Genomic DNA, 11,992 nt, shown 5'->3' on the forward strand with positions numbered 1-11,992 from the left:
TCGCCGCCTAGGACTCGGACCCGAAGTTGACCTTGGGGGCCGTCTTGGCGGCAGGATCGGCCTCGAAGAACTCTTTGCGCTCCAAGTGGAGAAGCAGCGAATTGGTCAACGAGTTCGGGAATTTGCGTATGGAATAATTGAAGGCCTTGACCGCCTCGTTGTAGCGTTGCCGAGCCACGTTGATGCGGTTCTCGGTGCCTTCGAGCTGGTGTTGCAGGGCCAGGAAATTCTGGTTGGCCTTGAGGTCGGGGTAGCGTTCGACCACGACCATGAGCCGGGACAGGGCCGAGGAGAGCGCCCCCTGTGCGGCCTGGAAGTTGGCCAGGGCGTTCTTGTCGGTGAGCATCTCCGGGGTGAGCTTGGTCTGGGTCGCCTTGGCGCGGGCCTCGACCACGGCGGTCAGGGTGGATTTCTCATGGGAGGCCGCGCCCTTGACCGTTTCCACCAGGTTGGGGATCAGGTCGGCGCGCCGTTGCAGGGCGGATTCCATGTTGGCCCAGGCTCCGTAGACCTCTTCCTCCTGCTGCTGCATGGAGTTGTAGCCGCAGCCCGCCAGGGACGTGGCAATGAACAGGGCCGCAAGGGCCGTGGCGATTCGTTTGAACATGGCGTGGTTTCCCCTTGGTTGGGTTGGGGTTGTCGTCGTTTGGATGTACATGTGTCCGGTGGCGAAAAAGTCAAGTCGGGCCGGACGCATTGCCCATGACCGAGGCTATTTTTTCTTTTTGGCGGGCCGTTTGAGGCGTTTGCCTGCGGCCAGGAGTTTGCGCAGTTCGGCGGCGGCCTTGACCATGTCGGACTCGTGGAGCAGGAACCGCTCCTTGGAGGTCTGGAAGTGCCAACCGGCGGGCCTTGTCAGGAGCTTGGCCCCGCGCGAGATCAGGTATTCCTCGGCCTCGGTCTCGGCGGCGACCTCCGTCATTTCGGCCAGGATTTCCTCCCGCTTCCGCATGTCCCGGAGGAATTGGGCAATCTCGTAGACGGACCGCAGGAGATCCTCCGGCTGGATGTCCGTTTCCTTCTTCCGCCCGGAGAGGTGTCGTTGGAGTTCGTTGAGGTCGGTCTTCAGCTCCTTGATTTCGAACAGAGCCTTTTCTTTTGAAATTTCAATTTTGTCGCCAAGTTGCTTATAGATCGCTCGCAATTTCTGTGTGGACATGGAACCTGCTTTTCACCTTGCTGTTACCCCGGATTATCTTAAGCCTGATTTAGGCTAGCCCATTTTCCGGGGGGTCTGCAACCGGTGTCGGCATCATTTTTCGTGTATTTCCGCCCGTCCTCCGGTCAGCTCGGTCACGGCGGCGGCGAAATCGTCCGTCCGCTCCTCGGGCAGCTCCACGGTGAATCCGGCCACATCGCTGAAGGTCTCCTCGGCCACTTCGCCCTCGAAATCGGGCACGAGTCGCTTGAACAGGGTCACGGACGGGTAGGGAATGGACACGGCCAGCCGTCTGGTCACGATCATGTCGCGCAAGGGCAGGCTTTCCAGGCCGAGATTGACCATGCCGCCGTAGGCCCGGACCAGCCCGCCGGTGCCGAGCTTGGTGCCGCCGAACCAGCGGGTGACCACCACCGCGATCTCGCCCACGCCCGAATGGAGCAGCACGTTCAGCATGGGCCTGCCCGCCGTGCCGCCGGGTTCGCCGTCGTCGTTTGCGCCCACCATGGCCGTGTCGCCCGGCGGCCCGGCGTTGAAAGCCCAGCAATTGTGCGTGGCGTCCGGAAACTCGGCTTTCACGGCCGCCACAAAGGCACGGGCGGACTCCTGGTCCGGGGCGTGGCCCAGGGACGTCAGGAAGCGGCTGCGCCGGATGGTTTCCTCCACCCGGTGGAAGGCTGCGGGAATGGGATATCTTTCGGCCATGCGCCGGTGTAGCCCGGCCCCCGAAGAGGGGTCAACCCCGTCCGGCCAGCCGGTGAAGGTCGGCGCGTAGCTGCGCCTTGAGCTCCGGGAACGGGCCTTGATCCGGGAGCATGTCCAGGAGTTGTTCGAAATGGCCGGAATCGATCAGTCGGTTATAGGCGTAGGCGAAATGCAGGTCGTGGACCCAGGCGCACAGGAACAGGACGAAGTCGTTGGACCAGCGCATGGACGTGTACGGGATGAGCCTGCGTTCCCTGGTCCGGCGGACCGCGTCGGGCGAGACCTCGGTGTCGTGCACGGTGATGCCGTATTTGATCGCCCTGCCGGTCAGCTCCTTGTGCAGCAGGCCATTCACGCTGTTGCGTACCGCGTCGAGCTTGTCCGCGTCCCGGACCATCTCGGCCACCAGCCGCGCGTCCGGGTCCATGGCCTCGGGCAGGGCGGCCCGGTTATGCAGCCGCACCGCCTCGATGATCGCCGCGCGCCAATGTCCGTTCAGCCCGTCCAGGATGTCGCCTTCAGCCAGAATGCGCGCGCCTTCCGCTCCGTGGTCGTATGCGGCCGCGTCGTCCACGGTGCGGAGGTCCACCAACTGCGCGAATCGCCCGATGTCGTGAAGAATGGCCGCGATTTCGGCGGCCAGGGCCAACTCCGGGCCGGGCCGCTCCTCCGCGAGAATGCGGCGCACGTGTGCCAGCACGCGCATGGGGTGGACGATCTTGCGCCGGACCCTGGCGCGGATCGCCTCCGGTGCGCGGTCCTCGTACGACCGGCCGAGATCAATGAGTCGGCGAAGGGCGTTTGTGATGCGTATGTCCATGGAGGGTATTGTAACGCAACCGGGCCCGGACCGCCAGGGTCAGGGCCGGATGCCGGGTTCCTCCTCCATCAGGGCCTTGAGGATCAGCCCGAAGAATCCGCCTTCCGCACCCGTGAAATGCCAACCCAATTGGGTCGAGCAGCCGGTGCACAGGACCACCTGCCAGCGGTGACCCGGAAACCATGTGAACTCGCCGGTTTCCGGGCCGGTGGGCGTCAGGTTCCCGGCCGAGGCGAAACAGCCCAGTTCGAAGACCAGCCCGGAGGGATTGAAGAAGACGTGGCGGTGACGGCCGTTGACCGTCATGGCCAGGTCGCGCCGGGTGATCCGGCTGCGGCATGCCCGGCAGACCAGCACCCCGCCGGTCTCCGTCTCCACCGGTTCCGGGCGCGCATTCTGGCCGGGCGCGCTGGGTGTCGGCGGTTCACGATCCGGTTCGCCGCGCAAAGCTCGTTCCGGGGTCCTGCAACGAATGTACATGAAAAGGCCTCCAGCTCACCTGATACGCGACCGGTCCCCTTTGGTCGAGGGGGCCGGCCGGGTTGACCGTGGCGGGCGGGGTTCGTACAGTTCCCGTATGATCGATACCAGCCATTCGCCCCATTTGCGGCTTTGCGACGCCTGTTGCGACAATTCCGGGACCGCCAAGGAGATGATCAAGACCGGCGGATGCACCTGCGATGTCTGCGGCTGGGCATGTAAGTGCTGCGGCGACGACGGCAGGCAGTTCGTCAACAATGTTCTGGTGCGCACCATCCCGGCCGAGGGCTGGGCCTATCTTCAATGGCGCAACGGGCAAAGTCTTGTGCCGTTGGATTGGCAGCGGCTCTTTCTTTTCGGGCGCGCCGAAGAGGGGGCAACGGCTTGATTCCCCTGGTTTATCAGGAACCATGCTCACTAACATAGTCGGCTATATGTTGTTTCCGTCCGGTCCGGGCCCGTCAGGCGAAGAGCACGGGCCGGAGCAGGGTGGCGGCGATGGTCCACATGGTCAGGCAGACCATGCCGTCCAAAATGCGCCAGGTCAGATCGCGGGCGAACAGCGGGGCCAGGACCTGCCCGCCCAGGCTCAGGCACAGGAACCAGGTGAACGAGGCCGCGAAGGCCCCGAGCCCGAAGATATAGCGCGCCCCGCCCGGGAAGCGCCCGCTGACCGAGCCCATGAGCACCACCGTGTCCAGGTACACGTGCGGATTGAGCAGGGTCACCGCCAGGGTCAGCGCCAGGGTGCGCCGGAGGCCCGGGTCCACTTCCCGCCGCGCTTCCATGGAGCCGCCGCGCATTGCCGCGCGGAACGCCCCCAGGCCGTACCAGACCAGGAACGCCGCGCCGCCCCAGGCCGCCGCCAGCCCCAGGGTCGGATTGGCCGCCACCGCCGTGCCCACGCCGGTCACGCCCAGGCCGATGAGCAGCCCGTCGCACAGGATGCATAGGGCCGCCACCGCTAGGTGATGGTTTCGCCGCACTCCCTGAGTCAGCACGAATGCGTTCTGCGCCCCGATGGCCACGATCAGGCCGCCTCCCATGGCATACCCCTGGATAAATGGTGTCATTGTTTTCGCCTCCGGCGCACCCCATCCCTTTTCCCTTCCTAAACTTTTGGGTGCCGCTTCGCGGGCAGAGGGGGACGGGGGGTTGGGTTGTTGTTCCGGGTGGTTGTAGGGGGTGTGGGATAGTTGTGTAAAACTAATTGTTTTCATATTGGATTAGAATTGCTAATAAGCAAACATGCTGGATTACAAACTGGTCGAGGCCTTTGCCGCCGTGGTCGGGGAAGGCGGATTCGAAAAAGGGGCGCGGGTCCTGCATCTGACCCAGGGGGCCGTTTCCCAACGGGTCAAGTTGCTGGAGGAGCAGGCCGGGTGCGTGCTCCTGGTGCGTTCCTCTCCACCCCGGCCCACTGCTGCCGGACAAGCCATGCTCAAGCATTTTCGCCAGGTCAGGCGGCTCGAAGAGGATCTGGACAGCGGTCTCGGCCGGACCGGCGCCGGGTTCGACACCCTGGCTGTGGGCCTTAACGCCGACTCCCTGGCCACCTGGTTTTTCCCGGCCGTCAACGAGTACCTGGACGCCAAATCCGTGCTCCTCGATTTGTCCGTGGACGACCAGGCCGAAACCCTCAAGCTCCTCAAGGCGGGAGAAGTCCTCGGCTGCATTGCGGACCGCGCCGAACCGGTCCAGGGCTGCCGGGTGGAATACCTCGGCGATATGGATTACAGATTGTATGCGGCAAAGTCATACAAAACGAAATGGTACAAGAACGGGGCCGTGTTGGAGAATGTCGAGGCGGCTCCGATCCTCGTTTTCAACCGCAAGGACATCATGCATGAGGTCTTGCTGGCCGAGGCCTTGGGCCAGCCCCCCCTCCTGCGTTCGCCCTTTTACCTGCCGTCGTCCGAGCGCTTCGCTCCGACTATCACCTCAGGCCGGGTGTGCGGTATGCTCCCGGACCAGCAGGCCGCGCCATATCTGGAGCGCGGCGAGCTCGTCGATCTTTTGCCCGGCCACGTCTTCACCGTGCGCCTGCACTGGCAGTGCTGGAATCTCGAATCCGCCCGTCTGGCCGGGTTCACCGAGGCCCTGGTTCGCGGGGCACGCGCCCTGCTCACCGTGCGTCCCTAGGTTTGCCCATCCGGTGCCTTTATTGTATTCAGCGAAAAACCCTCAAGGAGTCTCGCATGAAACGATTCGGCCTGGCCCTGGCCTTCCTCTCCCTTTTTTTCGCCTACGGCTGTTCCAAGGCGTATTATTCCACCATGGAATCCATGGGCTACGACAAGCGTGAGATCCTGTCCGACCGGGTCGAGAACGCCCGCGAATCCCAGAAGGACGCCAAGGAACAGTTCGCTTCGGCCCTGGAGCAATTCAAGTCCGTGGTCAATTTCGACGGCGGCAAGCTCCAGGAAGTCTATGAGGACCTCAACGGCGAATACGAGGACTGCAAGGATCAGGCGGACGACGTCAAATCCCGGATCGACTCCGTGGAAGACGTGGCCGACGCCCTGTTCGAGGAATGGAACGACGAGATCAAGCTCTACACCAACGCCACCTTGCGCCGCTCCAGCCAACAGAAGCTTGCGGCCACCAAGAGGAAATACAACGTCCTGATCAAGGCCATGCGCAACGCGGAAAAGAAGATGTATCCCGTGCTCAACGCTTTCCACGATCAGGTTCTCTATCTCAAGCACAATCTCAACGCCAAGGCCGTCGCCGCTCTCGAAGGCGAGTTGACCTCCATCCGCTCCAATGTGGATACGCTCATCAAGGAAATGGACAAATCCATTGCCGAGGCCGACGCCTTCATCAAGACCCTGGAATAGGACCGGCACAACGAGACGGAAAAGGGCCCGCGGCATATGTCGCGGGCCCTTTTTTTTAGGAATTATCTCCTCAACTCCCGGGGGAAAACCAGGCGTTGAAAGCCGCTTTGCGGCGAAAAGCAAAATGATTTCGCCTCCGGCGGGCAAGGACTCGCGCCCTTGCATTCCGTTTTTGCGCCTTCGGCGCGATCTTTTTTCTCCGAGGACCCTCTGTTTTCCCGAGAAGCCGCCGGAGGGCGCGCGGTCATGGCATCCTACCGCCCGCCCGTCTCCTTTTCGCCATACAGGGCGTAATACCCGCTGGGCACGACGACCAGGGTGAACAGGGTCGAGGCGACCAGGCCGAAGATGAGCGCCCAGGCGAGGCCGGAGAAGATGGGGTCGAGGGTGATGGGCCATGCGCCCAGGGCCGTGGTCAGGGCCGTGAGCACGATGGGCCGCATGCGCACGGCGCCGGACTGGACGATGGCTTCCTTGAGCGGCTTGCCGTCCTCGACCTCGGACTGGATGAATTCGATGAGCACCAGCGAGTTGCGGATGACGATGCCGCCCAGCGCGATCATGCCGATCATGGAGGTGGCGGTGAAGAATACCGGGTCGCCGAACCCGCCGACAGTGGTGCCCGCCACGAGGTTGAGCAGCCAGAATCCGGGGAGGATGCCGAGCAGGGTCAGGGGAATGGCGGACATGATCAGCAGGGGCATGACGAACGAGCCGGTCTGGCCCACGAGCAGGATGAAGATGCCGATGAGCGCGGCGCCGAAGGCCAGGCCGAGGTCGCGGAAGACGTCGAGGGTTATTTTCCATTCGCCTTCGCCCGCCCATTGGGTGGTCAGGCCGGGTTGCAAGGGGTTCCGCTTCAGCATGGACTGGAGGTCGATGACGGCCTCGCCGGGCGGGATGCCCGCTGTTTCGGCGTAGACATAGGCCACGCGCCTGAGGTTTTTGTGATAGATGGGCTGCTCGGTCGGGACTTCGCGGAAGGAGCCGAGTTCGGCCAGGGGGACCATGGCTCCGGAGGCGGTTTTCATGCGCAGTTCGCCCAAGGCGTCGGGCCCGGTGCGCAGGGGCACGGGCAGGACCAGGCGCACGGGCAGGGGCTGGCGTTCGTTGGGCAGATGCACGTTGGCCGGGGTGGAGCCGGACAGGGCCATGCGCAGGGTCTCGACCACATCCGCGGTGGTCACGCCGTGCAAGGCGGCCTTTTCCTTGTCCAAGACGAAATCGTACATGGTCCGGTCGGTTTCCGAGGAATCGTCGAGGTCCACCAGGCCGGGCAGGGTTCCCATGGTCGCTTCCACATGGCGCGCGCCCTGGATCAGGGCGTGGTAGTCCATGCCGGGCGTGCCGTAGATCTCGGCGGTCAGGGTGGCGATGACCGGCGGGCCGGGCGGGGTTTCCACGATCTTCATGCGCACGTGGTTCCGGTCGGCGATGGCCTGAAGGTCGTTGCGCAGCCGCAGGCCGATGGCGTGGGACTGCATGGAACGTTCGGACTTGTCCCGCAGGTTGACGCGGATGTCGGCAAGGTTGGCCTGTTCGCGCCAGTAGTAGTGGCGGACCATGCCGTTGAAGTCCATGGGCGAGGGACGGCCGCTGTAGGTCACGAAATCGGTCACCTCGGGCACGGTGCGCAGATAGGCCTCGAAGTCGCGCACGGCCCGGTCGGTTCGTTCCAGGGTGGTCCCCTCGGGGAGGTCCACGAGGATCTGGAATTCGTTCTTGTTGTCGAAGGGGAGCATCTTGAGCGGCACCATGCGCATGAGCACCAGGGCTCCGCACAGGCCGAGCCCGGCCAGGATGCCCAGCAGGAGCAACCGACGGTTGCGCGCCCGGTTCAAGAACGGGGTGATGGCCGCGCCGTACCAGCGCTGGAGCCGGGAGGGCCGTTTCGCGGCCGTGTCTTCCTCGGGGGCGTTTTTTTTGAATTTGCGGTTGCGCAGGAGCAGATAGGCCATCCATGGAACCACGGTCAGGGCGGCCACGGTGGAGAAGGACACGGTCAGGGGCACGTTGGCGGCCATGGGGGCCATGTACGGGCCCATCATGCCGGTGATGAAGAAGAGCGGCGCGAAGGAGACGATGATGGCCAGGGTGGACAGGATGACCGGGGGCAGGACCTCCTTCACGGCGGCCAGGGTGGCTTCAAGCGGGTCGCGCAGGCCCATGCGGATGTGCCGCTGGATGTTGTCCACGTTGGTGATGGGGTCGTCCACCACCAATCCCAGGGAGAGGATCAGGGCGAAGAGGGTCACCCGGTTGATGGTGTAGCCCAGGAGATAATTGACGAACAGCGCGAGCGAGAAGCTCATGGGCACGGCCAGGGCGACCACCAGAGCCTCGCGCCAGCCCAGGGTGAAGGCGAGCAGGGCGATGACCGTGATGATGGCGAAGAGCAGGGAGGAGAGCAGGTCGTTGACCTTGGCGTGGGCGGTCTGGCCGTAGTCGCGGGTCACGGTCGGGGTCACGCCCTCGGGCAGGACGTCGCGTTCGAGTTCGTGGGCGCGCTTGATGACCGCGTCGGCCACGCCCACGGCGTTGACGCCCTTTTTCTTGGACAGGCCGAGGGTCACGGCGGGCCGGGAGACGTCCTCGGGCTGCTTGCCGAGCCCGGTCATGTACAGGTCGGAAAAGCCGATGCGCGAATAACTGGTCGGTTCGGCCGGGCCGTCGATGATGTCGGCCACGTCGCGCAGGTACACGGGCTTGTGGTCGAACACGCCGACCACCAGGGAGGCGGCGTCGTCGGCGGACAGGAGGAAGGATTCGCTGACCACCGGGGTGTCCTTGTCCCCGGACACAAAGTGCCCGGCGGGCAGGGAACTGTCCGCGCCCCGGAGGGCCTTGGAAATTTCCTGGGGCGAGACGTGGAATCCGGCCATGCGGTCCGGGTGCAGCTCCACGCGCACTTCGCGCGAGCGGCCGGAGTACAGGCGCACGCGGGAGACGTCCTCGACCTCGGCCAGCCGGTGAAAGAGTTCCTCGGCCATGCGCCGCAGGTCGAAATCGGTGTATTGCCCGGCATGGTCGTGGTCCGCATGCAGGGTCAGGGTGACGATGGGCACGTCATCGATCTCCACGGGCTTGACCACCCAGCCCGAGACCACGGACGGCACCATGTCCTGGTTTTTCATGATCGTGTTGTACAGCTTGATGAGCGAGTCCTCGCGGTTCTCGCCCACGTAGAAGCGCACGGTCACGGCGGTTTGGTCCTTGCTCGACGTGGAATAGACGTACTCCACCCCGTCGATCTGCCAGAGCAGGCGTTCCAGGGGCGTGGTCACGAGCTTTTCCACCTCTTCGGCGGACGCGCCGGGCACCTGGACCAGGACGTCGGCCATGGGCACCACGATCTGGGGCTCCTCCTCGCGCGGGGTGACCATGATGGCGGCCGCGCCGACCAAAAGCGAGGCCAGGGCCAGGATGATGGACATCTGCGAGGTCAGGAAATAGCGGACAAAGGACGGCAGGACGCCCCGGACCCGGGATTGATCGGGCTGCATCAGCGGACTCCCTCCGGGGTCAGCCCCACGGTCTCGCCGCCGGACAGGCCGGACAGGATCTCGATCTTGCCGTTCACGGCCGCGCCCGTGCGCACGTAGACGGGATGCCACGCCTCGCCGCTCTGGATCATGACGGTTTCAAGCTGGCCCACGCGGTGGACGGCCGCCTTGGGCACCAGCACGGTCTCCCGTTCGCCCAGCGGCACCAGGAGCCGCCCGAACATGCCGGGATACAGGCCGGGCCGTTCGGGCAGCCGGACCTTGACCAGGAAGGAGCGGGTCATGGGGTCGGCCAGGGGCTCGATCTCCTGGACCACGCCGGTCAGCGGCTCCCTGTCGGCCAGGGCGCTGATGTCCACGGATAGGGAATCGCCGAGCTTGACGCGCCCGATGAGCGCTTCGCGGACCATGGCCTCAAGGTGCAAGGACCCGCCCGTATGCAGGGTCAGCAACTCCTTGTTGGGAAAGGCCAGGTCGCCCGGCTCCACCAGCCGCTTGGCCACCTCGCCCGATTCCTGGGCGGTGATGGTCGTGTAGCCCAGGTCGATGTCGGCTTCCTGAACCACCTTGCCCGCCTCGCGGGCCTGGGCCTCGGCTCCGGCCACGCCCTGCTCGGCCCGGCTCAACGCGGCCTTGGCCTGGAGGTAGGTGGATTCCGCCTTTTCCACTTCCTCGGCCGTGACCACTTTTTGCTCGAAGAGTTGGTTCATGCGCCGATACGTGGATTCGGATTTGGCGTACGCGGCCTTGGCGGCGGCCAGGGCGTCGCGCGCCTGGGCCGTCATGCTCCGGGCCGAGGACCGCGCCTGCTTCAGGCGTTCCAGCCGGGTCTTGGACGCGCGGCTGTCCAGGATCACCAGCTTGTCGCCCTTGGCTACCCGGTCGCCGGGCCGGACCAGAATCTCAAGCACCCGGCCCGTGACCTGGGCTTCCACGCGGATATCGGTCTTGGCCTGGACCGTGCCCACGGCGTCGAACAGGCGCGGCAACACCGTTCGCTCGGCCACGGCCGTGGCCGAGGGTTCGTATCCCGCGCCCCTCTTGGCCGCTACGGGCGCGTCCTGCCCGCAGGCCGCCAATGCCGACACGGCCAGGACGATTGACAATATATTCATGATTATTTTTCGCATGGCCCATTCCATAGCACACAACCCCCCGTCCCCGCCACGATGAAGATGGAGAGGGGGTGCCTCAAGTGCCGGGAGGAGGGAAGGAAAAAGGAGGAAGGGAAAAATCGTTGCGGAAGGCGTTGCGTCCATCGGGGACGCCCGGCGTTTCGGAAATCGGGCATAAAAAAAGTGCGCTTGCCGGTTTACCCGGCGGTCCCTGGCCTGTTGCCTCGGGGGTCCATGCGCACACTATGCTTTGCGGGGGCGCGACTCGTTTCGCTGTTTTATGGTTGTTGAGAGGATCAATTCGCTGCACCCTCCGTTGGTGTTTATCGGGTATATGTCATGGGCCACTCCCTTGCGGGCATATCCCTTATGGCCATCTTTGGCACTATAGAAGTAAGCATCCGGACGAGTTTGTCCAGAGGGGGATCGCGAAAAATGGATGGCGTAGGCATCGGTTCCCGGCAGGTAACCGGGGCACTGCGGCGTGCCTTCTTGTCCCGTCGGCCAGGCGTGCTATACTCGGCCATCCAACCGAAAACCACAGGAGACTTGACGCGATGATCACCATCGATACCCGAAAATGCAATCGTGACGGACTCTGCGCCCGGGCCTGCCCCGTAAACCTGATCAAGGCGGACGGCGGGGAGATTCCCGAGGAGGTCGACGGGGCCGCCGAGCGGTGTATCCGGTGCGGGCACTGCGTGGCCGTGTGTCCGACCAATGCCCTGACCAACGATCTGACGCCCGCCGGGGAGTATCTTCCCGTGCCCGAAGTTCGGCCCGACGCCGAGGCCATGGAGAACCTGCTCATGGCCCGGCGCTCCGTGCGGGACTACCGCAAGGCCCCGGTGCCGCGCGAACAGTTGGAGCGGCTGCTGGAGACCGCCCGGCGCGCGCCCACGGCGTCCAATTCCCAGAAGCTTTCCTGGACCGTGATCCAGTCCCCGGAACAGCTCGACCGCGTGCGGGAGTACGCCTTGAAATGGCTCGCCAACGATCCGATGCGCTCGCGGTATGTGGAGGCGGCCAACCAGGGCAAGGATGTGGTCCTGCGCACCGCTACGACGCTGCTCGTGGCCCACGGTCCGAAAGACTATTTCTGGACTGCGACGGACAGCGCCATCGCCCTGACCTACGTGGAGCTGCTGGCCGCGGCCATGGGACTCGGCACCTGCTGGGGCGGGCTGGTCACTCTGGCCAGCGTGGACATCCCGGACATGCTGCCGATCCTGGGCGTGCCCGAAGGATGCAAGGTGGGCGGCGCGTTGATGCTGGGGCGGCCCCGGCAGAAACACCATCTCGTGCCGCCCCGGAATCCGGCGCGGGTCGCCTGGCTGTAGGAAGAAAACGCATGTGGCCCTCCCTCGGGA

The 11,992-nt window shown here is 64.6% G+C and carries 12 protein-coding genes; 4 read left to right on the forward strand and 8 right to left on the reverse strand.

From position 1 onward, the window contains the following. Positions 1–7: 7 nt before the first annotated feature. The 5 genes from J0909_RS12675 to J0909_RS12695 form a co-directional block, all read right to left on the reverse strand. Positions 8–607 (reverse strand): LemA family protein, encoded by a 600-nt coding sequence (locus J0909_RS12675; protein WP_207263331.1) that lies wholly within the window; start codon positions 605–607, stop codon positions 8–10. Positions 608–712: 105 nt separating this feature from the next. Next, entirely contained in the window at positions 713–1,159 is a 447-nt protein-coding gene (locus tag J0909_RS12680) for a hypothetical protein (protein WP_207263332.1), read from the reverse strand. Positions 1,160–1,252: 93 nt separating this feature from the next. After that, positions 1,253–1,864, reverse strand: a complete 612-nt coding sequence (locus J0909_RS12685) for a YigZ family protein (protein WP_207263333.1) — start codon at positions 1,862–1,864, stop codon at positions 1,253–1,255. A gap of 31 nt (positions 1,865–1,895) precedes the next feature. Then, entirely contained in the window at positions 1,896–2,684 is a 789-nt protein-coding gene (locus J0909_RS12690) for an HD domain-containing protein (protein ID WP_207263334.1), read from the reverse strand. A 39-nt stretch (positions 2,685–2,723) separates the two neighbouring features. After that, the gene (locus tag J0909_RS12695) at positions 2,724–3,164 is read right to left on the reverse strand and encodes a cereblon family protein (RefSeq protein WP_207263335.1); all 441 of its coding nucleotides are present in this window, start codon (positions 3,162–3,164) and stop codon (positions 2,724–2,726) included. Between the two features lie 97 nt (positions 3,165–3,261). On the opposite strand from J0909_RS12695, the gene J0909_RS12700 reads away from it, so the two are divergent. Next, positions 3,262–3,552, forward strand: coding sequence for a hypothetical protein (locus J0909_RS12700; RefSeq protein ID WP_207263336.1), 291 nt, complete (start codon positions 3,262–3,264; stop codon positions 3,550–3,552). A gap of 73 nt (positions 3,553–3,625) precedes the next feature. Here the strand turns inward: J0909_RS12700 and J0909_RS12705 are convergent, their stop codons facing one another. Continuing rightward, positions 3,626–4,237, reverse strand: coding sequence for a LysE/ArgO family amino acid transporter (locus J0909_RS12705; protein ID WP_207263337.1), 612 nt, complete (start codon positions 4,235–4,237; stop codon positions 3,626–3,628). 175 nt (positions 4,238–4,412) lie between these two features. Here J0909_RS12705 and J0909_RS12710 point away from each other — a divergent pair, with 175 nt between their 5' ends. Next, entirely contained in the window at positions 4,413–5,306 is an 894-nt protein-coding gene (locus J0909_RS12710) for a LysR family transcriptional regulator ArgP (protein ID WP_207263339.1), read from the forward strand. A gap of 56 nt (positions 5,307–5,362) precedes the next feature. Beyond that, the gene (locus J0909_RS12715; RefSeq protein ID WP_207263341.1) at positions 5,363–6,004 is read left to right on the forward strand and encodes a DUF2959 domain-containing protein; all 642 of its coding nucleotides are present in this window, start codon (positions 5,363–5,365) and stop codon (positions 6,002–6,004) included. A gap of 254 nt (positions 6,005–6,258) precedes the next feature. On the opposite strand, the gene J0909_RS12720 is transcribed toward J0909_RS12715, so the two are convergent. Together J0909_RS12720 and J0909_RS12725 are read right to left on the reverse strand one after the other, a co-directional pair. Next, positions 6,259–9,507: an efflux RND transporter permease subunit gene (locus tag J0909_RS12720; protein WP_207263343.1), complete on the reverse strand. Its 3,249-nt coding sequence runs from the start codon at positions 9,505–9,507 to the stop codon at positions 6,259–6,261. Then, positions 9,507–10,622, reverse strand: a complete 1,116-nt coding sequence (locus J0909_RS12725; RefSeq protein ID WP_286181991.1) for an efflux RND transporter periplasmic adaptor subunit — start codon at positions 10,620–10,622, stop codon at positions 9,507–9,509. The genes J0909_RS12720 and J0909_RS12725 overlap by 1 nt, the downstream gene beginning before the upstream one ends. 557 nt (positions 10,623–11,179) lie before the next feature. On the opposite strand from J0909_RS12725, the gene J0909_RS12730 reads away from it, so the two are divergent. Further along, a complete protein-coding gene (locus J0909_RS12730; protein ID WP_207263346.1) occupies positions 11,180–11,962 on the forward strand; it encodes a nitroreductase family protein in 783 nt (260 codons plus the stop codon). The last annotated feature ends 30 nt before the right edge of the window (positions 11,963–11,992 follow it).

This window comes from Desulfovibrio sp. Huiquan2017 (assembly GCF_017351175.1).
Classification (GTDB): Bacteria; Desulfobacterota; Desulfovibrionia; order Desulfovibrionales; family Desulfovibrionaceae; genus Pseudodesulfovibrio.